The sequence below is a fragment of the Acinetobacter sp. YH01007 genome (assembly GCF_013420425.1).
GTDB lineage: Bacteria > Pseudomonadota > Gammaproteobacteria > Pseudomonadales > Moraxellaceae > Acinetobacter > Acinetobacter towneri.
The window spans coordinates 149,252-175,053 of sequence record NZ_VOYC01000002.1 but is presented as its reverse complement, the minus strand read 5'-3'; the positions used below and the strand labels follow the sequence as shown (position 1 = coordinate 175,053).

23 protein-coding genes are annotated in these 25,802 nt (G+C 41.4%); 19 read left to right on the top strand and 4 right to left on the bottom strand.

Annotated features, from left to right (window positions below; genetic code table 11):
• Nucleotides 1–82 precede the first annotated feature (82 nt).
• On the top strand, nt 83–541 hold the full coding sequence (locus tag FTT74_RS01300; RefSeq protein WP_004971712.1) for a hypothetical protein: 459 nt from the start codon (nt 83–85) through the stop codon (nt 539–541).
• Between the two features lie 124 nt (nt 542–665).
• The gene (locus FTT74_RS01295; protein WP_179988336.1) at nt 666–1,493 is read left to right on the top strand and encodes a DMT family transporter; all 828 of its coding nucleotides are present in this window, start codon (nt 666–668) and stop codon (nt 1,491–1,493) included.
• Between the two features lie 198 nt (nt 1,494–1,691).
• Here the strand turns inward: FTT74_RS01295 and FTT74_RS01290 are convergent, their stop codons facing one another.
• On the bottom strand, nt 1,692–2,927 hold the full coding sequence (locus FTT74_RS01290; RefSeq protein ID WP_004971708.1) for a pyridoxal phosphate-dependent aminotransferase: 1,236 nt from the start codon (nt 2,925–2,927) through the stop codon (nt 1,692–1,694).
• 218 nt (nt 2,928–3,145) lie between these two features.
• Here FTT74_RS01290 and FTT74_RS01285 point away from each other — a divergent pair, with 218 nt between their 5' ends.
• Nucleotides 3,146–3,325, top strand: coding sequence for a hypothetical protein (locus FTT74_RS01285; protein WP_004971707.1), 180 nt, complete (start codon nt 3,146–3,148; stop codon nt 3,323–3,325).
• 57 nt (nt 3,326–3,382) lie between these two features.
• Here FTT74_RS01285 and FTT74_RS01280 read toward each other — a convergent pair whose 3' ends face one another.
• The gene (locus FTT74_RS01280; RefSeq protein ID WP_004971705.1) at nt 3,383–4,171 is read right to left on the bottom strand and encodes a hypothetical protein; all 789 of its coding nucleotides are present in this window, start codon (nt 4,169–4,171) and stop codon (nt 3,383–3,385) included.
• A 252-nt stretch (nt 4,172–4,423) separates the two neighbouring features.
• Between FTT74_RS01280 and uvrB the strand changes: the two genes are divergently transcribed.
• From uvrB to FTT74_RS01255, 5 genes are all read left to right on the top strand, one after another.
• Entirely contained in the window at nt 4,424–6,451 is a 2,028-nt protein-coding gene (gene uvrB / locus FTT74_RS01275) for an excinuclease ABC subunit UvrB (protein ID WP_104851763.1), read from the top strand.
• A 170-nt stretch (nt 6,452–6,621) separates the two neighbouring features.
• Complete coding sequence (locus tag FTT74_RS01270) at nt 6,622–7,221, top strand: lipocalin family protein (RefSeq protein WP_004971700.1); 600 nt, start codon at nt 6,622–6,624, stop codon at nt 7,219–7,221.
• A gap of 177 nt (nt 7,222–7,398) precedes the next feature.
• Nucleotides 7,399–8,319 (top strand): EamA family transporter RarD, encoded by a 921-nt coding sequence (gene rarD, locus FTT74_RS01265; RefSeq protein WP_179988337.1) that lies wholly within the window; start codon nt 7,399–7,401, stop codon nt 8,317–8,319.
• A gap of 268 nt (nt 8,320–8,587) precedes the next feature.
• Nucleotides 8,588–10,045 (top strand): glyceraldehyde-3-phosphate dehydrogenase, encoded by a 1,458-nt coding sequence (locus tag FTT74_RS01260; RefSeq protein WP_004971695.1) that lies wholly within the window; start codon nt 8,588–8,590, stop codon nt 10,043–10,045.
• A 217-nt stretch (nt 10,046–10,262) separates the two neighbouring features.
• Nucleotides 10,263–10,625, top strand: a complete 363-nt coding sequence (locus FTT74_RS01255) for a helix-turn-helix domain-containing protein (RefSeq protein WP_004971692.1) — start codon at nt 10,263–10,265, stop codon at nt 10,623–10,625.
• 64 nt (nt 10,626–10,689) lie between these two features.
• Here FTT74_RS01255 and FTT74_RS01250 read toward each other — a convergent pair whose 3' ends face one another.
• On the bottom strand, nt 10,690–11,886 hold the full coding sequence (locus FTT74_RS01250) for an MFS transporter (protein ID WP_179988338.1): 1,197 nt from the start codon (nt 11,884–11,886) through the stop codon (nt 10,690–10,692).
• Between FTT74_RS01250 and FTT74_RS01245 the strand changes: the two genes are divergently transcribed.
• Genes FTT74_RS01245 through proB form a run of 3 tightly spaced genes read left to right on the top strand, consistent with a single transcriptional unit; the run spans nt 11,867 to nt 14,478 of the window.
• Nucleotides 11,867–12,055 carry a hypothetical protein gene (locus tag FTT74_RS01245; RefSeq protein ID WP_154320879.1) on the top strand — a complete coding sequence of 63 codons (189 nt, stop codon included), beginning with the start codon at nt 11,867–11,869 and terminating at the stop codon, nt 12,053–12,055. The genes FTT74_RS01250 and FTT74_RS01245 overlap by 20 nt on opposite strands.
• Nucleotides 12,056–12,102: 47 nt before the next feature.
• A complete protein-coding gene (gene cgtA, locus FTT74_RS01240) occupies nt 12,103–13,317 on the top strand; it encodes an Obg family GTPase CgtA (protein WP_179988339.1) in 1,215 nt (404 codons plus the stop codon).
• A gap of 27 nt (nt 13,318–13,344) precedes the next feature.
• Nucleotides 13,345–14,478, top strand: coding sequence for a glutamate 5-kinase (proB, locus tag FTT74_RS01235; protein ID WP_004971685.1), 1,134 nt, complete (start codon nt 13,345–13,347; stop codon nt 14,476–14,478).
• A 101-nt stretch (nt 14,479–14,579) separates the two neighbouring features.
• Here the strand turns inward: proB and FTT74_RS01230 are convergent, their stop codons facing one another.
• The gene (locus tag FTT74_RS01230; protein ID WP_004971683.1) at nt 14,580–15,284 is read right to left on the bottom strand and encodes an SIMPL domain-containing protein; all 705 of its coding nucleotides are present in this window, start codon (nt 15,282–15,284) and stop codon (nt 14,580–14,582) included.
• Nucleotides 15,285–15,779: 495 nt separating this feature from the next.
• On the opposite strand from FTT74_RS01230, the gene FTT74_RS01225 reads away from it, so the two are divergent.
• The 8 genes from FTT74_RS01225 to sohB all read left to right on the top strand — a co-directional run bounded on the left by FTT74_RS01225 (nt 15,780) and on the right by sohB (nt 25,774).
• Nucleotides 15,780–17,153, top strand: coding sequence for a diaminobutyrate--2-oxoglutarate transaminase (locus FTT74_RS01225; protein WP_004971681.1), 1,374 nt, complete (start codon nt 15,780–15,782; stop codon nt 17,151–17,153).
• Nucleotides 17,154–17,157: 4 nt separating this feature from the next.
• The gene (locus FTT74_RS01220) at nt 17,158–18,690 is read left to right on the top strand and encodes an aspartate aminotransferase family protein (protein ID WP_004971679.1); all 1,533 of its coding nucleotides are present in this window, start codon (nt 17,158–17,160) and stop codon (nt 18,688–18,690) included.
• Nucleotides 18,691–19,165: 475 nt separating this feature from the next.
• The gene (locus FTT74_RS01215; RefSeq protein WP_179988340.1) at nt 19,166–20,188 is read left to right on the top strand and encodes a substrate-binding domain-containing protein; all 1,023 of its coding nucleotides are present in this window, start codon (nt 19,166–19,168) and stop codon (nt 20,186–20,188) included.
• A 100-nt stretch (nt 20,189–20,288) separates the two neighbouring features.
• The gene (gene pstC, locus FTT74_RS01210; protein WP_179988341.1) at nt 20,289–21,668 is read left to right on the top strand and encodes a phosphate ABC transporter permease subunit PstC; all 1,380 of its coding nucleotides are present in this window, start codon (nt 20,289–20,291) and stop codon (nt 21,666–21,668) included.
• Nucleotides 21,668–23,056, top strand: coding sequence for a phosphate ABC transporter permease PstA (pstA, locus tag FTT74_RS01205; protein ID WP_004971672.1), 1,389 nt, complete (start codon nt 21,668–21,670; stop codon nt 23,054–23,056). Before pstC ends, pstA begins: the two co-directional genes overlap by 1 nt.
• Before the next feature lie 15 nt (nt 23,057–23,071).
• Nucleotides 23,072–23,998, top strand: coding sequence for a phosphate ABC transporter ATP-binding protein PstB (gene pstB / locus FTT74_RS01200; RefSeq protein WP_004971671.1), 927 nt, complete (start codon nt 23,072–23,074; stop codon nt 23,996–23,998).
• 95 nt (nt 23,999–24,093) lie between these two features.
• A complete protein-coding gene (locus tag FTT74_RS01195; protein WP_179988342.1) occupies nt 24,094–24,738 on the top strand; it encodes a hypothetical protein in 645 nt (214 codons plus the stop codon).
• Nucleotides 24,739–24,811: 73 nt separating this feature from the next.
• Nucleotides 24,812–25,774, top strand: a complete 963-nt coding sequence (gene sohB, locus FTT74_RS01190; RefSeq protein WP_004971667.1) for a protease SohB — start codon at nt 24,812–24,814, stop codon at nt 25,772–25,774.
• Nucleotides 25,775–25,802: the final 28 nt, after the last annotated feature.

Here is a 25,802-nt window from a genome sequence, read left to right as displayed (position 1 = left end):
ACAAAGCGTTTAAGTAGCATCTTAAACAGTGTGGATTTAACCCAACTTGCCAGCACTAAAATGGCTAAATCGGAGTAAGCGAATGAATACGCTCAGCATTTCTGACATTTTTTCTCAATTTTCTTATTATCAAGAACATTATCTTTCTATCTTGTCTACGCCTGAACAATACTACACTGCTGTAGAAGGCGCGTTTATTCATGTCTGGCCTTTGGCACCTCAAGATTTGTATTTGGGCGATTTATTGCAGTTGTGGTTTAGTGAAAAATGGCTCATTCAATCGACCTGCCAATTGCTTTCAGACCATCCAGACAACGGCACAAAAAAACCATTGCAGCGTGATCATGATTTGTATTTGTACCAACTGGCGGGCAGCGCGCTTTCGGGGAGTAACCGTTCACGCGTGTGGTCTGTGTCTGAACAAAAACAATTGCGTGTAGAATTAGACTTTGCTTTTCGCTATTTATGTGAATATAAAGGAACATCTCAACCTACAGTGTCTAAATCAGAACTGATTACTGCGTTGAAAAACAGTGTTTAATCTATGATGATTGATCATTGCCAGCCAAATAGATTTGCATTGAATCGAGTTAAATGACTCGCACCAAAATAGTGTTATAAACTGTGATAAAAATTTGCGAACAGCTTGAAAAGGATATTCAGCCGTGTGGATTAAAATATGCATTGCCATGCTCGCATTTGCTGCAAATTCTTTGCTGTGTCGTTTGGCATTGGCTGAACAGCAAATTGACCCTATGAGTTTTAGTTTGCTCAGGGTTGGCAGTGGGGCAGTGTGCTTAGGCATATTCTATGCTGTTTTGCAGGTTCAACAACCAATTCAATTCCAATGGAAATCTGCATTAAGCCTTGCTGTATATCTACTCGGTTTTTCGTTGGCATATTTGCATATAGATGCAGGCATTGGTGCATTGATTCTATTTGGCGCAGTGCAAATCACCATGATCAGTTATGCGATTTTGCATGGTGAGCGCATGACTTTGCCGCGCTGGGTCGGGTTAGGTTGTGCTATATTGGGGATGGGTTTGTTGCTATTGCCTGAAGCCAGTACGCCAACGTTCAAATATGCATTGATGATGTTACTGGCAGGTATTGCATGGGGTTTTTACAGTATTGCTGCAAAGACGATGCAGCATGCTTTAACCAATACTCTATCTAATTTCATTCTGGCGACACCACTTGTTGCTGTATTTTTTCTTTGGTATTTACCCGAAAGTTTTATCACTTGGCAGGGTGTGGTTTTGGCAGTGTTGTCGGGTGCATTGGCTTCGGCTGGCGCGTATGTGTTGTGGTACAGCATTGTGAAAAAAATTGATCACATTACCGCAAGTACTGTGCAACTTTCTGTACCGTGTTTGGCGATTTTAGGCGGTGTGATTTTTTTAGGTGAACAACTCACCCTGTTGATGGTCGTGGCAACCTTGATCGTGTTGTGTGGTATTTTGATGGTGATTTTAACCAAACCTCGTGTATAAAACCGTTTAGATTGCTGTTGTTTTGATTTTTTTGTATTGGAATTTTTATATCAATCAAGAAATGATCTTGAGGCTTTTTAAAAGCGTTATTTGTGATCTCTCTCCTCAGAAATGAGGAAAAATGATGAGTGAAAAAACGTAATTAAAACAAAAACCCACGATTCAATCGTGGGTTTTGTTCATCTAAACAGGTTTAGATTATTTGGCAGCTTTTTCAGCTTCGATTGAAGCAATCGCTTCATCTACACCTTCAATTGATTCTGCTGCTTTTTTGATACGTGCAAGCGCATCTACAAGCACTTCGTCTGCAGTTGCATAAGAAATACGCATGAAACCGCCTAAACCGAACGCATCACCAGGAACAACGGCAACACCAGTTTCTTCCAATAACCAAGCAGAGAATTCTGTGCAAGATTTTAAGCCTTTCGCACGAATCAATGGTTTGATGTTTGCATACGCATAGAACGCGCCATCTGCAGGTAAGCAAGAAATACCTTTGATGTCATTCAAACCATTTACAACTAAGTCGTGACGGCGTTTGAATGCTTCAACCATTGGCTCAAGTACGTCTTGTGGGCCGTTCAATGCAGCTTCTGCAGCAACTTGCGAAATAGAAGTTGGGTTAGAAGTCGATTGAGATTGAATTTTCTTCATCGCACCAATTAGTTTAGCAGGGCCCGCTGCATAGCCAATACGCCAGCCAGTCATTGCATAAGCTTTAGACACACCGTTTAATACGATTGTGCGGTCATAAAGGTCTGGTGCAACTGTTGCGATGTTATAGAACTCATCATCCCAACGGATTGGTTCATACATATCGTCAGATGCAATGAATACTTCAGGGTATTTACGTAGTACAGCAGCCAAAGCTTCTAATTCAGCTTTGGTGTAGATCATACCTGTAGGGTTAGATGGGCTGTTTAACACCACTAAACGTGTTTTGTCAGTGATCGCAGCTTCTAATTGTTCAGGCGTGATTTTGAAACGTTGTTCTTCACCACATTCCACAATGACTGGCACGCCTTCAGCAATAATCACCATATCTGGATAGCTTACCCAGAACGGTGCAGGGATAATCACTTCATCACCCTTGTTTAACAAAGCCAACGCCAAGTTAAAGAATGATTGCTTACCACCACAAGACACCAAAATTTGGTTCGCTTGGTAGTCAAGATTATTGTCACGTTTTAATTTTGCGATAATGGCTTTTTTAAGACCAGGCGTACCGTCAACAGCAGTATATTTTGTAAAACCGTTATTAATTGCTGCAATAGCTGCATCTTTGATGTGTTGTGGTGTATCGAAATCCGGTTCACCTGCACCCAAACCAATAACGTTATGACCCGCAGCTTTAAGTTCAGCGGCTTTATTGGTTACTGCAAGTGTTGGGGACGGTTTGATGGCATTGACACGATCAGAGAGACGTACGTCCACGGCATATTCCTTCTTATAGGGATAAAAAAATAAAAAGCATATTATCTTAGCCTAAATTCGATGTCTGCGTCGTTTAAAATTGCATCAAATTAATAAAAAATCACCAAATTAGACCAATTTCCTATGAAATCGTGATTAAAACTGCTGTGAGGTGGAAGTTTCTCGCATCGGGCGGCAAAAAACTTTAAAATAGTCCAAATTTTATAAGAGTGATGGTCATGAGTAAGCAGCAGCCTACTTCAAAAAAACCATTGGTGAATCTCCCATTCCCAATGCCAAACACAGCGCAGGATAATGATCAGGCGGTACATAATTCGGTGCGTCCTAAACCTGAGCAATATGCGGATAAGACTTGGCCACCGCCACGTGGTACTCGTCGTTCGATGGGTAAGCGCTAAAAAAAATGCCACAATTACGTGGCATTTTTTATTGATGGGGATTTAAAAGTATTGAAATTAACGAACATGCTTACGCGCTTTGTTGGCAGGTTTTGGCGGCGAGATTTCACGTACGCCATGCCATACATCGCTAAAATCTTGCTCGTTGATATTATACAATTCCAATAAAGCCAAAATCGCTGCACCAAATAGCATTGGGCCTTCTGAATTATTTTGGAACTCGAATACCTTACCATTTAAGTTGTGCAAAATATCCTGAATTTCAAAGACCCGATCACGACCATTGCTGTCAGTTGGGTACATTTGTGTATTCAATATGATTTTAGCCAAGGCTTTTTCATTATCGCTCAATGCCAAGACTTCAATTAATTCATCGGTGGCAGGGGTAAAAATCACAGAATCACGGTAAATGGTGTGTAGTAATTTTTGCGTTAGTTTAGGCAATGCTTTTTCGACAAAAGGACGAAACGACGCAGGAAAAATCACATTATGGGCAATGCCTTTAAACATAGGGGCAATTTCTTCAACCGTATAACCTGCAATACCACAACCAATTGAAGTTAAAAAATACTTCATTTTAGGATGGTTTTTGGCATAGATTTTAAAGTCATCCACATAGTGCTGAATTTGCGATAGTGGCATTTGTTGTAAATGTTCATTCATGGTTGGAATGGCAAAACTTTGTCCTGCCCAACCGCGCCCGACGCCTTCAACGGCACCAAAAAATTCTTTGGCTGTTCGTGCTGCACCACCTGCATGTTGTCCTGCCATGTTACTGCCAAATACGAAAACAGTATCTTCAGGGAGGCTTTTGATAATTGATTCGTCGTGATATTGGTAAGTCATGAATGTGTGCTTTTATGGTTGTCGTCCTGAAATTTCATGTTGCCTTTGAATAGCCAGTGGGTCAAGTCTTAAAGCAGTTTCCCCGTGCTCAATTTAGTCGTAGCACATCTTCGTTCTAACAGCGTCCAATACAGAATTAAAACCGAGCAATGGCTTTGTAGCTACGCAACATCGCCACAACATATTCGGATGTCCTGAGTGTAGGCAAATCTGCTAAAATATTAGGTCGCATCAAACCTGAGAGCTGCATTTGTGAGTGATAAGCAACCTTTCGATTTAGTCACCAACTATCAACCTGCGGGTGACCAACCACAAGCCATTGAAAAATTGGTTCAAGGGATAGAACAGGGCTATCATGATCAGCTATTACTTGGGGTTACAGGCTCAGGTAAGACTTATACCATGGCCAATGTGATTGCCAGAACACAGCGTCCGACCATTGTCATGGCACATAACAAAACGCTGGCAGCGCAGTTGTATGGTGAGTTTAAAGCGTTCTTTCCGAACAACGCAGTCGAATATTTTGTCAGTTATTATGACTATTATCAGCCTGAAGCCTATGTACCATCTTCCGATACTTTTATTGAAAAAGATGCGGCTATTAATGATCATATTGACCAAATGCGACTCTCGGCCACACGTGCTTTGCTAGAGCGTCGTGATGCCATTATTGTCGCATCGGTATCTGCAATTTACGGTTTGGGTGACCCCAATGCTTATATGAGCATGTTGCTGCATGTGGTGCAAGGTGATCGGGTGAATCGTGATGATTTGATCCGTCGTTTGGTGGAAATGCAATATAGCCGTAATGAGCTAGAGTTTTTGCGCGGTACTTACCGTATTCGTGGTGAAATTTTAGATATTTTCCCTGCTGAATCTGATCAGCATGCTATTCGCATAGAATTATTTGATGATGAAGTCGATTCGATTCGTTGGTTTGATCCATTAACAGGCAAATTGGTGCGTAAAGTGCCGCGCGTGACTATTTATCCTAAAAGTCACTATGTTACGCCTAAGGATAATTTGGAACGTGCGATTGGTACCATTAAAGAAGAACTAAAAGAGCGTTTGGTGTTTTTTCGCGAACATGACAAATTGCTAGAAGCGCAGCGCATAGAACAACGTACCCGCTATGATTTAGAAATGATGCAGCAATTGGGCTATACCAACGGCATCGAAAACTATTCACGACATTTGTCTGGACGACCTGCAGGCGAAGCACCGCCCACTTTGTTTGATTATGTACCTGATGATGCCTTGCTGATTATTGATGAATCGCACGTGACCGTTCCGCAAATTGGCGCGATGTATAAAGGTGACCGATCACGTAAAGAAAACTTGGTGAATTATGGTTTCCGTTTACCTAGTGCGTTAGACAACCGTCCAATGAAATTTGAAGAATGGGAGCGCATCGTCCCATCCACAATTTATGTGAGCGCTACACCTGCACAATATGAGTTGGAAAAATCGCAACAAATTGTAGAGCAAGTGGTGCGTCCAACAGGATTGATTGACCCAGAAATTGAAATTCGTCCTGTGTTAACGCAGGTGGATGATGTGCTGTCTGAAATCAATTTGCGTAAAGAATTGAATGAGCGGGTGTTGGTCACCACTTTAACCAAACGCATGGCTGAAGATTTGACCTCGTATTTAAAAGAATACGGCATTCAAGTGGCTTATTTACACTCTGATATTGATACCGTAGAACGCGTCAAAATTATTCACGAATTACGTACAGGCGTGCATGATGTCTTGGTTGGCATTAACCTGTTACGAGAAGGTTTAGACATGCCTGAAGTGTCTTTAGTGGCAATTTTAGATGCCGACAAAGAAGGCTTTTTACGTTCAGAACGTTCGTTGATTCAAACCATTGGACGTGCAGCACGTAACTTGAAAGGTAAAGCAATTTTATATGCAGATCGCATTACCGATTCAATGCAAAAGGCGATAGATGAAACAGAGCGTCGTCGTGCCAAACAAATTGAATTTAATGAATTGCACGGCATTACTCCACGTAGTGCAGTGCGTCAGGTGATTAAAGAAATCGACACAGGTGAAGTGCTGAACGATGAGCAAATTGATGAAAAAATCAATGCACAAAGCCGTGCTTTAAGTGACGATGAACAGCACATTTTGGCTGATCCTAAACTGTATGCCAAACATATTGCCAAACTTGAAAAAGAGATGTTGAAAGCATCTAAAGAACTGCAATTTGAACAAGCGGCTCGTTTACGTGATGAAATTTTGCGTTTAAAAGCGCAAATGTTGCAATCTGGCTAAATTGGGGCGAATTGCACTGTCAGTGTAAGTGCGAGTTTGCATACTAAACTTGCTATGTAAAATTTGAGTTGCAAAAATTACATATCCATACAGTAAATTGAAATGCTTGCGGTTATTTTTGAAGAAGATAAACAAAATTGACTGAACATTAGAGTTTAGAGGTTGGGACAATGGCTAAAAAACTTCCGTTTGCAGGTGCGCGACTTGCCAAAATTGCCCTTGGTGGTGTGGTGCTGATTGGTTTGGGTGCTGCGACTATGGCATATTCCAAAACCAATGAACCGATGAAAACGGTAGAAAAAGTCGAATTAGATAAATATTTAGGCGTTTGGTATGAGGTTGCAAGAAAGCCTTTATATTTCCAAAACAAATGCGGTTCAAATGTAACAGCAGCATATACATTGAATGAAAATGGCAATGTGCAGGTGGATAACCGTTGTATTGCAAAAGATGGCAAACAAATGCGTGCTTTGGGCGAAGCTTTTGTACAAAATGCGCCTTTTAACAGCAAACTCAAAGTTAGCTTTTTACCTGAAGTCATTCGTTGGTTGCCTGTAGGGCGTGGTGATTATTGGGTGTTAAAGCTAGATGATGACTATCAAACTGCCTTGGTGGGTGAACCACGCCGTAAATATTTATGGGTACTTTCACGTACGCCGCATCCTGATCAGGCTGTCGTGACTGAATATCTGAACTATGCCAAATCACTCGGTTATGACTTAAGTGATGTGATTTATACCAGACATACGCAAACTAAAAAGTCAGACTAAGTTGCAGCAGCTCCAGAGCTACTTATAGATATAAGCAGACAAACGTATGCAGACCAATTGACCACGCAAAAGCTGCGTGGTTTTTTATATCCTGTCATTTTAAATTTTGAACATTCGATCAATCTCTAAAACAACGTATATATGAGTATAATGCCGACTGATATAGGGGAGAGTCGGATGTATAAAGGCATTGCACTATCGGTTTTAGCATCGGTCACTTTTGGGGTGCTGTATTTTTATACCCAATTACTCAAACCTTTAGACAGCGAAGAAACTTTTGCGTGGCGTATGTTGGCAACTTTGCCATTCCTAACTTTGTTTATGTGGTGGTCGGGAGATTTAAAACATATTTCCGCGATTTTTCAGCGGCTCAAACAACAACCACAATTCATACTTTGGCTGATTTTTAGTTCTTTTTTATGCACTACGCAATTGTGGTTATTTTTGTGGGGGCCGATTAACGGGCGTGGTTTGCAGGTTTCTTTGGGTTATTTCTTATTGCCTTTGATCATGGTTTTGCTTGGCTGTGTGCTATATAAAGAAAAGTTATCGACTTGGCAGATGGCAGCAGTTGCCTTAGCCGTGCTAGGTGTCAGTCATGAAATCTGGCGCATTGGCACGGTGGCGTGGGAAACCTTATATGTGGCATTTGCCTATCCTTTATATTTCTTTTTACGTCGGGTCTTTCAAACCGATCACTTGGGCGGGTTTTGGTGGGATTTACTGCTCGTGATTCCTATTTCGCTGTATTTGGCCTTTGTCTATAGTGACAGTGTAAATGTCATCGCAGCTTTTCCATATTTAATTTGGTCGGTACTTGGATTGGGCTTTTTAAGTGCACTGGGACTTGGCAGTTATATTTTGGCCAGCCGCCATTTGCCTTTTGTGATTTTTGGTTTACTGAGTTATTTAGAACCTGTGCTGTTGGCTTTTGTGTCTATGTTGTTAGGTGAACGAGTTGAAGCAGGGGAATGGCTGACTTATATCCCAATTTGGTTGGCAGTTGCATTATTGGTGGTTGAAGGGTGCTTGCATTTAAGAAAGCAAAAAATGAATCAGCAAGATTTACAGCGGAAAATTCAACAGTCATCTGAATAATAAAAGCCGTCGTTATGGTGAGATATTCAAATTTCCAAGAGGATAATGAGGTTTGGCATCATCCTCCTTTTCGTCTAAAAAATTGAACTTTTGTTGAAAAAACTAAAATCACAAAAATAATTACAACTATTTTATGAATTTATAGTGAATATATAGGAAAATATTCGGGTCAGTACCAGCTTTTGATTCAATCTTGACGACAATTCCATTACAATTATCGGGTTTTGAAATTCATGCCTAGATATACAATTAATTAGAGGACGTATCTGTGAGCAAAGAGACTATCATCGCCCTACACGCAGAGCACCAAGGTCGCTGGAAAAACCGTGAAGAAATCGCGGAACGTATGATTGCTTTACTCGGTCAGTTGTACCGTGAAAAAAATATCATGGTTTCAGTTTTTGGTCGTTCTTTAGTTAACCGTTCTGTGATTCAAATTTTGAAAGCACACCGTCGTACTCGTATGATGGACGTAGAACTTTCAGTTGTTCACACTTTCCCATTGCTTGAAGCTTTGGCTAAAGTAGACAACATCGGTTCAGCAGAAATCGACTTAGGTAAACTTGCTGTTGAATATAAAGAAAAAGGCGGCGATGTAAATGCATTTGTTGCAGACGCTGTGAAATCTTTAGCGGGCAATCCAACAACTGTAGAAAGCAAAGATGTTGTACTTTACGGTTTTGGTCGTATTGGTCGTATCCTTGCGCGTTTAATCATTGGTCAATCTGGTCTTGGCCGTGGCTTAAACCTTAAAGCAATTGTGGTACGTAAATCGTCTGATGGTGATTTAGAAAAACGTGCGTCTTTATTGCGTCGTGACTCTATTCACGGTCCATTTGCAGGCACGATTTCTGTAGATGAAGAAAATGAAGCAATTATCGCAAATGGTAACTTCATTAAAGTGATCTATGCATCTAACCCATCTGAAGTAGACTATACGGCTTATGGCATCAACAATGCATTGGTGATTGACAACACAGGTAAATGGCGTGATGCAGAAGGTCTTGCACAACACCTTCAATGCCCAGGTGCTGCACGCGTAATTTTAACTGCACCTGGTAAAGGTGACATGAAAAACGTGGTGTACGGTGTTAACCAAGCAGACATTCTTGATGAAGATACCATTATTTCTGCAGCAAGCTGTACAACAAACGCAATTACACCAACTTTAAAAGTGTTGCATGACAAGTACACTGTTGTGAATGGTCACGTTGAAACTGTTCACTCATTCACTAACGACCAAAACTTGATTGATAACTATCACAAGGCAGATCGTCGTGGTCGCGCAGCAACATTGAACATGGTTATTACCGAAACAGGTGCAGCGAAAGCAGTTGCGAAAGCATTGCCTGCATTACAAGGTAAATTAACAGGTAACTCTGTACGTGTTCCAACGCCAAACGTATCACTTGCAATCTTGAACTTAACGCTTGAGAAAGAAGTAGATCGTGAAGAAGTGAACGAATACATTCGTCAAATTTCAATTCACTCTAATCTTCAAGGTCAAATTGGTTATACCAACTCGACTGAAGTGGTTTCAAGTGACTTCATTGGTTCGCGTACTGCAGGTGTATTTGATGCGCAAGCAACCATTACTTCAGGCAACCGTTTAACTGCTTACGTTTGGTATGACAACGAAGTGGGTTATAGCTGCCAAGTATTGCGTATTGCTGAACAAATGGGCGGCGTAAGCTATCCTAAAGTTCCTGCTGAAACAAATGCATAATTTGTAGATACAGAATTTAAAATCAAAAAGAGCTTCAAATGAAGCTCTTTTTTTTGCATTTATTTCATTCTTAAATATAAGGATGAGTGTTGAAATTTCCACCTAATACGCTATTCTAAACTTACCAAAATAAAGTCTATGCTAAAAAGTAAGTAGATTTGATTTTGCTTTCAAGCTTTCAAAGCCTGAACAATAGAAATAACAGAAGGATACCGTTATGCAATATGCAACCAGTCACTTACTCGGGCAAGTCCTTGCTAAAGATTGTCCATCACGGATTCGTTTAGAACATTTAGCCAATAAATGGTCAATGTTGGTGTTGCATTGTTTAAGCGAAGGTTTGCACCGCTTTAGTGAGCTAAGACAGCGCATTGAAGGGGTGAGTGAAAAAATGCTGGCGCAAACCCTGAAAACTCTTGAGCAAGATGGGTTAATTTTACGTACAGTTTACCCAACGGTGCCGCCTAAAGTGGAATATCAACTCACTTTTGAAGGCTCACAAATTGCAGCAAGAGTGAATCAACTGATTGAGTATTTAGAACAGCATTTGCCTGAAACTTCACAGCAATCTTCTCACTAATGGATTACTCATCTTTTAGGGAAGTCGCTGTAGATGTTCCTACTCCAAAGCACATTCTGGATGATTAAATAGTGCGTCGATGTGAAAAATCATAACGATCAATCAGCAAAATCCCGATGGCAAATACCAAAATACTGACAACACAACCCATCCAGCCCCGGTGTTGCCATGCGTAGACCGCCGTCAGTGAACCAAGTGCTGCACCTGAAAAATAAATAGTCATATATACCGCATTAATGCGGGAACGTGCGGTGGCATCAATTCGGTACACCAAGTTTTGATTCAATACGTGAAAAGCAGTTAGACCAAAATAACTCATCAATACGCCAACGGCATAAGCCACAATATTCTGCTGTGCAAAAAAGAGTGGAATGCAAGAAAACAACATCAAGCCAATACATAATATTGCGACAAAATTCACACGACCTTTGCCCACCGTTTTACCCGACCAACTTGATGAGAAAATTCCAATCACACCCAATAAACCAAAAAGCCCAACTTGAAAATCACTAAAATGATAAGGCGGATTGGCTAAAACAAAAGTCATGGAAGTAAAAACCAAGGACAAAATGGCAAAGCCCAAAGCGCCTGCGCAGGCTCTACGAATTAAATGTGGCTGGGTTACAGCCAGCTGAATTAAAGAACGATAAATGCCCGCTACAGTTAAATTTTTATTGGCAGCCGTAGATGGAAGTTTTGTCCACATTAGGCCTGCAAAAAGTAGGGTGATGATGCCGCTGCTGAAATAGACAGCTTGCCAAGACCAATAGGTCGATACAAAACCCGCGAAAGTGCGCGATAAAATAATCCCCATTACCAAGCCACTCATCAATTTGCCGACAATGGCAGCACTCGATTCAGGTGGACTGATGCTAGATGCAAATGGAATAAGCACTTGTGCAGAAATCGCACCAAAAGTGGCACATACGGTAAAGAAATACAGCATGGCTAAATTGCTGCTAAAAGACAGCAAAATTTGCGAAAACGCAGCAAAAACCATCAGACTGACAATCAATTTACGCTTATTTAGCAAGTCACCTAAAGGCACGAGTAACATTAAACCTAGTCCATAGCCTATTTGTGCCAAAACCACAGCAAAGCCTGCCTGACTGGTGCTAATTCCTAAACTTTTTTCAATTGAATAAATTAAAGGCTGATTAAAATATGCCGATCCCGCACACAAGCCACAGGCGGTTGCTATGAGTAAAATAAATTTAGGCGATAAAGCAGGCGTGGTTGTGGTGGCAACAGCATTAGACATGGCGGCAGAAAGCAAACAAGGGTTAAAGCACTATAAGAACTTAGATGAGGAAGGAGAAATAAGAAAAAACGATCATATCATTGCTAAAAGAAATGAGTGTTTTGAACAATCAAGGATAAAAAGCATCTACGCATACGATTGCATAAATATAATTCGAGAAATTCTCTAAAATATGGCAGAATATACGGCTTTTAAAGTTTTTAGAGGATTGGCAAGATGCGCTTTGTTGATGAAGCAGTCATTACCGTAGAGGCTGGCGACGGTGGCAATGGCGTAGCCAGTTTTCGCCGAGAGAAATTTGTACCATTTGGTGGGCCAGATGGCGGTGATGGTGGTCGTGGCGGCAGTATTTTTATTCAAGCCGACGACAACGCAAGCACCCTTGTAGATTATCGTTATACCCGTAAATTTCGCGCTGAACGTGGTAAAAACGGTTCGGGCGCAAACTGTGCAGGTCGTGGTGGTGAATCTGTCGTTTTGACCGTTCCAGTGGGCACAACCATTGTTGATACAGACTCTGGCGATATTATTGCAGATTTAGTCGAAAGCGGTCAGAAAGTATTGGTCGCTCAAGGCGGTGATGGTGGTTTAGGGAATACTCACTTTAAATCATCTACCAACCGTACACCGCGTAAATTCACGCATGGTACGAAAGGTGGGTTTCGTGAAATCCGTCTGGAGTTGAAAGTCCTTGCCGATGTAGGCTTGCTAGGCATGCCAAACGCGGGTAAATCGACCTTTATTCGTGCCGTGTCTGCGGCAAAACCAAAAGTTGCTGACTATCCATTTACCACCATGGTGCCAAATTTAGGCGTGGTGGATGCAGATCGTCATCGTTCTTTTGTCATGGCAGATATTCCAGGACTAATTGAAGGTGCAGCAGAAGGCGCAGGTTTGGGGATTCGCTTCCTGAAACACTTGGCGCGTACTCGTATTTTACTGCACATTGTGGATGTTCAACCTATTGATGGTTCTGATCCTGCGTACAATGCCAAAGCAATTCTGCAAGAGTTGGAAAAATTCTCTCCAACTTTGGCAAAGTTACCAATCGTGTTGGTGTTGAATAAACTTGATCAACTTCCTGAAGATTCACGTGAAGAATGGTGTAAACACATTCTTGAAGAATTGCAGTGGGATGGTCCTGTGTTCAAAACTTCAGGTTTAATGTCTGAGGGTACACAGCAAGTGGTGTATTACTTGATGGATCAAATTGAACAACAACGCGAACGCGAAGTTGAAGATCCTGAGTACGCAGCAGAAATGAAAGCATTCCGTGATCAGCTGGAAGCTGAAACACGTGAACAAACCATTGCCGCGAAAGAAGCGTATCGTGAGATGCGCCGTCAGCAACGTCTTGCAGGTATGCTGGGCGATGATGACGAAGACGATGATGGTGAAGATGGCGAAGTAGAAGTGTACTACGTACGCTAAGCGCTACAAAAAGTGACTGAGGACAAGATGATAGAAGTGGTAGATGGGCAACGTCAGCTCAAGGGTTGTAAACGAATCGTTGTTAAAATCGGATCATCTTTACTCACAGCCAATGGGCAAGGTTTAGATTTGGATGCAATCTCGCATTGGGCGGGACAAATTGCAGATCTACACAATGCTGGACACGAAATTATTTTAGTGTCATCGGGAGCTGTGGCTGAAGGTATGGTGCGAATGAAACTTGAGCATCGACCCACCGATCTACCCAGTCTTCAGGCATGCGCTGCCATTGGTCAAATGGGCTTGATTCAAACTTGGTCAAGTGTGCTGGAAAAACACCAGATTCAAACTGCACAAGTCCTATTAACCCATGATGATTTGGCAGATCGTCGTCGTTATTTAAACTCGTGCGATGCATTGCAAAACCTGATTGAATGGCGCGTGATACCAGTCATTAATGAAAATGACACAGTGTCTACTGACGAAATTCGCTTTGGTGATAATGACACTTTGGCTGCGATGGTAGCAGGGCAGGTACATGCAGATTTGTTGATTATTTTGACCGATCAACAAGGTATGTTTGACTCCGATCCACGTTCTAATCCAAATGCAAAACTGTTCCATACTGTACGTGCTTTAGATGAAAGTCTGTTTGATATGGCAGGTGGTGGCGGCAAGTTCGGGCGCGGCGGCATGCTGACCAAAGTCCGTGCAGCGCGTTTAGCGGCTAAATCGGGTTGTCCAACTTTAATTGCCAGTGGTGAAAGTGACAACGTGCTTGCGCGTTTAATGGCGGGCGAAATGTTGGGTACGCTGTTCATTACTGACAATGACCGTATTGCAGCGCATCAACAGTGGTTGGCGGCACATTTACAAACGGCAGGACGTTTGGTGATTGATGATGGCGCAGTCAAAGCCATTAAAGAAAATCATCGCAGTTTATTGCCTGTGGGTGTAAAAGCGGTAGAAGGGCATTTTGAACGTGGCGATGTGGTGGAGTGTGTAGATACACAAGGTCATCGTGTCGCTGTGGGACGTGTTAATTTTAGTTCACGTTCTGCAGATTTGGTCAAAGGCTTGGCTTCTGACAAAGTGCATCAGGTGTTAGGCGAGGCACGTTCGTTGGAGATGATCCATCGCAACCACATAGCGATTTATTGATGATGCTGTAAGTTATCATTCAATTGAAGTTATTAAAAAACCCGCTTGGAATATCTAAGCGGGTTTTTTATTACTTAAACAACGCATGTCATGCTTCAAGTTTATTTAAACTGAATCGTTCCATTTGCATTGACTGTAATTTTAGATTCACCTGCTGCCATATCTTGATCAGCTACAGCCGTTTCTGCGACAGCAAATTTAGCCATACTCGCGCGCATAACAGGTTGCGGAAAATAAGAATTGGTGTTTAGGTTCAAATTAACCAAGTTATAGCCCGATTTATTCCAAGCCTGACTTAACATTTGCGCACGTTGTTGAAAGTTTTTAGACGCTTCGACCATCAACTCGTTTTCAACTTTTTTGCGTTGTGCATCCGACACACTAAAATTAATAGATTGGGTCTGAAAGTTTTGTTGTAGCTCACTCACCAATTGGCTTGCTGCTTTAAAATCGGTACTTTGTACCCGTACCTCTGCACGACCGCGCCATTCTTTTAACTTACGACTGTCGTTGTCGTAAATTGGATAGGTGGTTTGCGAACCCGTTTCAACTTTCACTTGTGGATACTTACGTGCAGTTGCAATGGCTTGGCTCATTAACTGGTTAATTTGTGATGCAAGTTCAGCAGGCTGTTTGTGACTTTTTTCAATATATAACACAGCGTGCATTTGATCATTTGAAACTTCGCGTGTAGCTTCAGCTTGAACATTGATGATATTGTAATTTAAAGATTCATTTTGTTGGGCAAAAGCGGTGCTTGCAGCACCAACAGCCAACAGGGTAGCAGCGAGAGAAAGTAAGCGCATATTTTGACCTATTATTCAGGGGATCAGGATTTATGAAAAGCGTTTGAATTGATTTAAATAGTAACTTTGCTTTGTGAGGATTTTTAGTTGAATTTGTGGTGGCTTTGTAAAATATGCGTTAAAAATTGCGGTAAATACTGCTTTATAAAATTCAATAAAAATAATGATCTATACTATTTTGAAAATAAATGCTGCATGACTTGAGAGATTGTGTAAAAAAAAGTATAAAAGGAAGTGGAAAGAGTTAAATTTTCTTTCCTTTGTCACAATGTAAGATGATAATTCAATCGAATCATCTGCAAGATATGTTTTTTCGATGAAATTAGGCAATATTTGGGTTAAACCTGTTTATTTTCTAGAAAAATTAGGTATTATCCCGCTTCCTAGTCTTGAAGAACAAAACTCTATCTCGCTAGATCAAAAAAGCACCGAGTCAAAGGACCGCAAGTCACCAGACTTATTTCTTTCAACCCATATCAGAGATGGTAATTCGATATGAGCGTTACTTCTGTAAACCCTGCCAACCATTCCACAAACGAATACTACTTGACTCGCCAAAGTCAGATGGAATCGAATGTGCGTAGTTATCCTCGTAAATTACCGTTAGCGATAGCGAAAGCACTGGGTTGTTGGGTTACCGATGTTGAAGGTACTGAGTACCTAGATTGTTTGGCTGGGGCAGGAACCTTGGCATTGGGCCATAACCATCCTGCGGTGGTTCAAAGCATCCAAGACACTTTAGCGAGTGGTTTGCCATTACATACCCTAGATTTAACGACACCTTTGAAAGATGCTTTTACTGAAGCGTTACTTTCACACATGCCTGGTGGTCAAGAAGAATACTGCTTGCAGTTCTGTGGTCCTACAGGTGCAGATGGCACAGAAGCGGCAATCAAACTTGCAAAAACCTATACAGGTCGTAGCTCAGTCATCAGCTTCTCAGGTGGCTATCATGGTATGACTCATGGTTCATTGGCGATGACAGGTAACTTGTCTGCAAAAAACGCAGTCAATGGTTTAATGCCTGGTGTTCAATTTATGCCATATCCGCATGAATACCGCTGCCCACTTGGTATTGGCGGTGAAGCGGGTGTAGATGCTTTAACGTATTATTTTGAAAACTTCATTGAAGATGTAGAAAGCGGTGTAACTAAGCCTGCAGCTGTGATTCTTGAAGCAATTCAAGGTGAAGGCGGTGTAGTGACTGCACCAATTAAATGGTTGAAAAAAATCCGCGAAGTGACTGAAAAGCACAACATCGTTTTAATTTTAGACGAAGTTCAAGCGGGCTTTGCACGTTCAGGCAAAATGTTTGCATTTGAACATGCAGGTATTGAGCCAGACGTGATTGTAATGTCTAAAGCTGTTGGTGGTGGTTTGCCATTGGCTGTACTTGCAATTAAACGTAAGTTTGACGCATGGCAGCCTGCAGGTCACACGGGTACTTTCCGTGGTAACCAATTGGCAATGGGTACTGGTCTTGTGGTGCTTAAAACCATTAAAGAACAAAACCTTGCACAAAATGCGCAAGAGCGTGGTGAGTTCTTACAAGCTGAATTGAAAAAATTAGCTGTTGAATTCCCATGTATTGGTAACGTGCGTGGTCGCGGTTTAATGATTGGTATCGAAATTGTAGATGAACGCCAAGAAAAAGACCGTTTAGGTGCTTATCCGGCAGACTCTCAATTGGCTGCTGCTGTTCAAGCTGCATGTTTTGACAACAAATTGTTGCTTGAGAAAGGTGGTCGTGGTGGTACGGTAATCCGTTTACTTTGTCCACTCATCATTACTCAAGAAGAGTGTGTAGAAGTCATCGCTCGCTTCAAGAAAGCAGTTGCTGAAGCGTTAGTCGCAGTTCGAGGCGCATAAGTTTATGGTAGATTTTGCAGAACATCGTAAAGCGTTACTCTGCAATGATGCTCAATCCATTGCTGACTACAGTGCAGCAATGGAACAAGCGACTCAAGCAGTCGCGGCATGGTTGCAAAATGACAAAATGTACACAGGCGGCAGCATTAAAGAATTGCGTGAAGCGATTTCTTTCCAGCCTGCAAAACAAGGTTTGGGTGTACAAAAGTCATTGGAACGCATGGTTGAGCTTTTCTTAAACAAAAGTTTAAAAGTTCATCATCCACATTCTTTGGCACATTTGCATTGTCCAACTATGGTGGCAAGCCAAATTGCAGAAGTTCTCATTAACGCAACCAACCAATCTATGGACTCTTGGGATCAAAGCCCTGCAGGTTCATTGATGGAAGTACAACTAATTGACTGGTTACGTCAAAAAGTTGGCTATGGTGCAGGTCAAGCGGGCGTGTTCACTTCAGGTGGTACGCAGTCTAACTTGATGGGTGTGTTATTGGCGCGTGATGCGTGTATTGCAAAGAACTGGAAAGATGAAAACGGTAATCCGTGGTCTGTTCAGCGCGATGGTATTCCAAGCGATGCAATGCGTAATGTGAAAGTCATTTGTTCTGAAAATGCACACTTCTCTGTGCAAAAGAACATGGCGATGATGGGTATGGGCTTCCAATCGGTTGTTACTGTACCTGTTAATGAAAATGCACAAATGGACGTGGTTGCACTTGAGCAAACCATGGCGCATTTAAAATCTGAAGGTAAGATCGTTGCGTGTGTGGTTGCGACTGCAGGTACAACCGATGCAGGCGCGATTGATCCGCTTAAAAAGATTCGTGACATCACTAATCAATATGGCGCGTGGATGCACATTGACGCAGCTTGGGGTGGTGCATTAATTCTTTCTAACAGTCATCGTGACATGCTTGATGGTATTGAGCTGTCTGATTCTGTGACACTGGATTTCCATAAGCATTACTTCCAAACTATTTCGTGCGGTGCGTTCTTACTGAAAGATGAAGCGAACTATCGTTTCATGCACTATGAAGCAGAATATTTGAACTCTGCTTATGATGAAGAGCATGGCGTACCAAACTTGGTGTCTAAGTCATTGCAAACAACGCGTCGTTTTGATGCGTTGAAACTTTGGATGACGATTGAAGCATTAGGTGAAGAGCTTTACGGTTCTATGATTGATCATGGTGTGAAGCTAACCCGTGACGTTGCTGATTATATTAAAGCGACTGCAGGTTTAGAATTGTTGGTTGAACCACAATTTGCTTCAGTGTTGTTCCGTGTTGTGCCTGAAGGTTATCCTGCAGAGTTCTTGGATAGCTTGAACCAAAACGTGGCAGATGAATTATTTGCACGTGGTGAGGCCAATATTGGTGTAACTAAAGTCGGTAATGTTCAATCATTGAAGATGACGACTTTAAGTCCAGTGGCAACACTTGAAAACGTGAAAAACTTGTTAGGCTTAGTATTGGCAGAAGCAGATCGCATTAAAGATGCGATTGTCGCGGGTACTTATACGCCACCAATCGACTAATGCTTTCATTATTCAGATTGTTATGAAATACAACAAAAGAAGTCACTACGGTGGCTTTTTTTGTGTCTGATTAAAAATATTGCAGTGAAGTGTTGTACCGTTCTTGCTTGAATTTTGTGATGGATTGGGTGTTTTGGGCTCAAATAATGCACTGCGGATGTCATAAAAATTACGCAATTGGCGAATAAACCATCAATTTTGGTAGAAAAAACCATAAATAATGATGACATTGGCATGAATTATTACAATTTGAAATTTAAATACTGAAAAAAAATAAGCACTCTAGTGTTTTATTAGTTATTGATTTTAAATCATTTAAAAATTATTTCAGATACGAAAAGCAAATATAACCAAAGCGTAACAAAGCTGTAACATGGTTGTCATATTATAAAACCACAATGCAGTTATCGAAATAAGTACAAAACTTAATAACAAGTGACGTACTCCGAACTTGCATACTATGAGAGAGAACAGAATGCGCTTTACTAACATCGCCATTGCTTTAGCCGTATCTGCAGCAGCTGTAACAACTGCTAACGCAGCTCGTGACACCATCCAAATCGCGGGTTCTTCAACCGTTCTACCATACGCAAGTATTGTAGCAGAAGAATTTGGTAATACTTTCCCACAATTCAAAACTCCAGTTGTTGGTTCAGGCGGTTCTTCAGGTGGTTTGAAGCAGTTCTGTACAGGTGTGGGTGATAACACAATCGACATCGCGAACTCATCTCGTAAAATTAAAGATTCAGAATTAGCTGCTTGTAAAAAAGCAGGCGTAAACCAAGTTTTAGAAATTAAAATTGGTTACGACGGTATCGTATTTGCTTCTAACGCAAACAAAGCGGCTTACAAATTAAAGCCTTACCATGTATATGCAGCAATTGCAGCTCAATTACCATCTAAAGGTAAAATGGTTGCTAACCCATATACACGTTGGAACCAAATTGACAAAACACTTCCAAACGAGCCTATTACACTTGTAATTCCAGCGTCTAACCACGGTACACGTGAAGTGTTCCAAGAGAAAATGGTTGATGCAGGCTGTGAAGCTTATGCTGCAATCAAAGCATTAGACAAAGATGCGCAAAAGAAAGTGTGTACTACTTTCCGTAAGGATGGTCGTGTAATCGAAATCGCGGGTGACTACACAGAAACACTGGCACGTTTGAAAACTTCTCCAAGCGCAGTAGGTGTATTCGGCTTAGGTTTCTATGACCAAAACCGTGACCGTTTACGTGTTGCAACTGTAAACAACGTAGCGCCATCTGAAAACACAATTTTAAATGGTTCTTACCCTGTATCACGTCCATTGTTCTTCTACGTGAAAGGTGAGCACCTTAAATCAATCAAAGGTTTACCGCAATTTACTGAATACTTCTTGAGCAAGAAAGTATCTGGTAAAGGTTCTAAATTAGACAAAGCAGGTTTGATCTCTATGTCTGACAAAGAGCGTGCACAAGTTCTTGCTAACTTCAAAGCTGGTAAAGCGGTTAAGTAATTTGAGTTAAAGCAGCTGATGGCAGGGAACAACCTGCCATCGGCTTTTTGCTAAGAAATGTTTTTTCAAAAACACAAATTGAAAAAACAGTGGAGAATACATGAATCTGCTACTCATAGGTGTGTTATTGGCGATTATCGCCGTAGCCTATCAAATCGGGTTAAGCAAGAGCCGTAACCTAGCAGGTAAGGGAAATAACTCTGCAATGTTACATTCACGCCCAGGATATTATGGCGCGTTGGTAGCATTATGGTGTGGTATCCCTGCTTTTTTAATTTTGATTGTTTGGAACTTGGTTGAACCAAGTATTCTAGAGCAAGTGGTGTTAAATAATGTGCCTGCGCACATTGCTGCTGGTCTAGATCCTGCAAGTACCAGTGTTTTAGTTGATCGTGTACAAGCGATTGCTTCTGGTTTTGGTGTAAGTGATACACCAGCTGCTTATGAAATTGCAGCAGCAGAGCAATTGTCTAAAGTAGCAACGATTGGTTCATACGCTAAACTTGCGGTTGTTATTTGTGCGGCTTTATTTGGTCTGGTGTGGGCAAAGAAACGTGTTTCACAACAATTCCGCGCACGTAACCAAGTTGAAAAAATCATCAACATTTCTTTGGCATTATGTTCTGGTGTCGCGATTCTGACTACAGTCGGTATTGTGATGTCTATGTTCAGTGAAGCAATGCGATTCTTTAGTTTCGTTAGCCCGCTGGATTTCTTCTTTGGTACAGTTTGGAACCCTGGTTTTAGTACATCGGGTAGTGCAGACGGCAGTTATGGTTTATTACCATTGCTGTGGGGTACCTTAATGGTCAGTGGTATTGCCTTACTTGTTGCAGTACCAATTGGCTTAATGATTGCAATTTATCTAGCAGAATATGCATCTCCTAAATTTCGTGCTTGGGCAAAACCAACCATTGAAGTTTTAGCGGGTATTCCAACGATTGTATATGGTGTATTTGCCATGATGATCATTGGTCCGTTCTTAAAAACTGCAGGTGCCTTAATTGGACTCGATATTAATGCCACTAGTGCATTAACTGCAGGTCTGGTCATGGGTATTATGATCATTCCATTTGTATCTTCATTGTCTGATGACATTATTACGCAAGTGCCGCGTGCGCTACGTGATGGTTCTTTAGGCTTGGGTGCAACCAAATCTGAAACCATTCGCCGTGTGGTTATGCCAGCTGCATTACCAGGGGTGATTGGTGCGTTCTTACTTGCTGCGTCACGTGCGATTGGTGAAACCATGATTGTGGTGTTAGCTGCAGGTAATAGTCCTTTACTACACGCAAACCCATTAGAGGCGGTATCTACGGTTACGATTACGATTGTCAACCAATTAACAGGTGATACAGATTTCGCAAGTCCGCAAGCATTGGTTGCTTTCGCACTTGGCTTGACCCTGTTCGTGATTACCTTAGGTTTGAACATTGTTGCACTATACATCGTGCGTAAATATCGTGAGCAATACGACTAATGAGTACTTCAAATACATCGTCTTTGGATCAGTTAGATCCACAAGCTGCTGCCGAATTACGTGAACAACGTAAAAAAACCATCGCCAGTTCATTGGGTAAGCGTCATCGTAAGGAAAAAACCTTCCGTTTGATGGGGTTCTCGGCAGTTATTGCAGGTTTATTCTTTGTCGTATTGTTATTCGGCAGTATCTTATCTAAAGGTTTGCCTGCGTTCTGGCAAAGCAGCATGAGCCTTCCAATTTACTTCGATCCAGCGATTGTCAATGCAGGTCCAAAACCTAAGGCGATTGCAGGTGAGTCACCAGCACAATACGAAGACCGTATGATTGCGTGGCAAACCGAAATGGGTATGGTCGATTGGGATGCTTTAATCGTGAATGGTATTGTGGCGAAAGACAAAGCGCTTGAAGCTAAGCGTGATGATCTTGGTTACTTATATACCAGTTCTGAAGCATACCGTATTCGTGACATGGTCTTGGCTGATCCTTCTTTAATTGGTCAAACCAAAGAAGTGAAAGTGCTTGCAGATGCGAACGTTGATGTATGGTTAGAAGGCAAGATTGACCGCAGCTTACCAGATGAGCAGCAACAATTAAGCCCTGAAGTACGTCAATTGGCAGATCAGCTCGAATCACAAGGTATTATTGAAAGTACTTTCAATACCAATATTTTTGTTAGCCCAGACTCACGTAGTTCTCCAGCGACTTCTGGTTTGGCAGGTGCATTCATGGGTTCATTATTCATGATGCTGATTGTGATCTTTATTTCGATTCCAATTGGTGTTGCATCAGCAATTTACTTAGAAGAATTTGCGCCAAAAAATGCGATTACTGATATTATTGAAGTGAACATCAATAACTTGGCCGCTGTACCTTCTATTGTATTTGGTTTGTTAGGTGCCGCGATCTTTATTGGTTGGATGCATTTACCATTGTCTGCACCATTGGTCGGTGGTTTGGTACTGAGTTTAATGACTTTACCAACAGTGATTATTACCACGCGTGCATCATTAAAAGCAGTGCCGCCGTCTATTCGTCAAGCTGCTTTAGGTTTGGGTGCTTCTCGTTTACAAACTGTGTTCCACCACGTACTCCCACTTGCATTGCCGGGTATTTTAACGGGTGCAATTATTGGTGTCGCACAAGCTTTAGGTGAAACCGCACCATTGTTATTAATTGGTATGAGTGCTTTCGTTGCCAGTGTACCAGCAACTCCACTTGATCAATCTACTGCGTTACCTGTGCAAATTTTCTTATGGCAGGGTAATGAATTGCGTAACTTCTTCGAGGGACGTACCGCTGCAGCCATTATCGTACTACTTGCGCTAATGATTGGCTTAAACAGCCTTGCAATTTGGTTACGTAAGAAGTTTGAAGTACGCTGGTAATTGAGGGCAGAGAATATGAATGCTGTAGCAAGCACAGAAAAACAGAATTCCTTAGAACAGGATAAGCAAGTGAATCCACAACAAAGCCAATTTACATCTACCGATGTAGAACAGAAGCAATCATCGACTTCGTTTGTTTCACAATTTGATACGCAAACTTCAAGCAAAAAAGAAGCGAAATCTTCAAATGTAAAGTTAAGCACCAATGACGTGCATGTGTATTATGGTGAGTCTGAAGCCATCAAAGGTATTGATTTAAATATCTATGAAAATGAAGTGATTGCATTTATTGGTCCATCGGGTTGTGGTAAATCGACTTTCTTGCGTACTTTAAACCGTATGAACGACACGATTGATAGCTGTCGTGTGACGGGTAAAGTAATGTTGGATAACCAAGATATTTACGATCCGAACTTAGACGTGGTGTTATTGCGTGCACAAGTGGGCATGGTGTTCCAGAAACCAAACCCATTCCCAAAATCAATTTTTGAAAACGTAGCCTATGGCCCTAAACTGCATGGTTTAGCACGTGATAAGTACGATTTAGAAGAAATTGTAGAAAACAGCTTGCGTAAAGCAGGTTTGTGGGATGAAGTGAAAGATCGTTTGAATCAACCAGGCACAGGTCTTTCTGGTGGTCAGCAACAACGTCTTTGTATTGCGCGTACCATTGCGGTAAGTCCAGAAGTAATTTTGATGGATGAACCATGTTCGGCACTTGACCCAATTGCAACGGCAAAAGTAGAAGAGCTAATTTCTGAACTTTCTACTCAATATACGATTGCGATTGTAACGCACTCAATGCAACAGGCAGCGCGTGTATCTGACCGTACCGCATACTTCCATTTGGGTGATTTGATTGAAGTGAATGCGACTGAAAAAGTATTTACTCAGCCAGACCATCAATTAACAGAAGCATATATTACAGGTCGTTTTGGTTAATCTGCTTAAGTCCTGAAAGCTATTAAAACAGAATCTTAGGATTCTGTTTTTTTGTTATAGTATTGATTGTTTTGTACGCGCAGCGAAAATAAAAAATGCAGTTTCCTTCACAAGAAGAACGACAACAGGCAAAACCAGCACGCCAAGCCACGAAAAAAATAATCGATGCCTTGTTTGGATTTCAACATAGTGCAGAGACGATAGCAGCACTTTTGGTTTTGCTGAGTATTTTATTGGCAACGTTTTTTAACCATGATGGGTGGTTTCCAACTTCTCAAAGCCCCAATATGAGCAATTATCATCGTTGGTTGTATGATCAATTTGTGATAGTTTCAGGTGTGATAGTGCTTGTTGTTTATTTTAGGGTACAGCAGCAAGCAAGTGATCCCCATTTTCGGCATGCTTGGCGAGACTATATCGATGCCAATGCTAAATTTAAGTTTTATCGCTATGTAAAAGCACAACAAAAAAATAAGTTACCGTTCTTGCACAGTGCAGTAGGTGAATTTCTTTGCGTAATGTGTTTCTGCGTAGGTTTAGTGTGTTTCTATTCAATGCTTGCACCTTCAGATCATGAGCGTAGAGGTAGTTTTCTACTGTTTGGTTGGTGGCCGATCAACGCACTTATTATTTGGATTTGCTATCAGGGGCAAATTTGGTTTGCTGTACGTTTAATGGCTGTTCGGCAGATTTCTAAACGATATTTACGATTGATTCAAAAAGAAGCTGCTTTAAGATAGAAAAAGTATTGAAAAAGTCGAAATTGACCTAATGTAGTCCTAATAAACCGAATTAAATTGAGAACTCATTTTTATGTTATTTCATTTACCTAAACTACCTGCCGAAATTCGGATTAGTCATTTGAATGCGCGAATTAATGAACAACGAAAAAAAATTGCGCAAACCACGGCATCTAAACTCGAGCTATTACAACTTTCACAACAAATGGCACGTGAAGCGCGCGCCCGTAAAAAGAACAATCAAAAAATTTATGTGTTGGATTTTAAAGGTGATACTGCTGCGTCTGCTGTAGAGCAATTGCGTGAAGAAATCACCCTAATTTTGGCAACGGCCAAAGCTGGACGTGACCGTGTTGTGGTACGTTTGGAAAGTCCAGGCGGTATGGTGCATGGTTATGGGCTTGCAGCTGCACAATTGGTACGTTTGCGTGATGCAGGTTTCCATCTCACGATTTGCGTCGATAAAGTCGCAGCAAGTGGTGGCTATATGATGGCATGTATTGGTTCAGAAATTGTGTCAGCGCCATTTGCGATTTTGGGTTCTATTGGCGTAGTGGCACAAGTGCCTAACTTTAATCGCTTGCTCAAAGAAAAAAATATAGATTTTGAGATGTACACAGCAGGTCAATACAAACGCACTGTGACCATGTTTGGTGAAAATACCGAAGAAGGCAAGGCTAAGTTTGAAGAAGAATTGCAACAAACTCATGTACTATTTAAACACTTTGTCGAAAAATACCGTCCACAACTGAATGTTGAAAAAGTGGCAACAGGTGAGCATTGGTATGGTCAGGATGCACTGGATTTAAACTTGGTAGATAAGTTACAAACCTCAGATGAATACTTACTAAGTTTGTTGCCACAGCATGATATTTATGTGATTCAAACCCGTAAAAAGCCAACTTTGGGTGAAAAACTGGGTTTGCAAGCTGCACAAATGGCAGACAGTTTGATTCCTGCAGTGATGAATAAACTGGTTGATAGCCTAAGCAAAGCCAACAGCAGTTTGTTGCAAATCCGTGATCCTAAACTGTAATAGTGATGATCTAACTTCTAAAATTTAT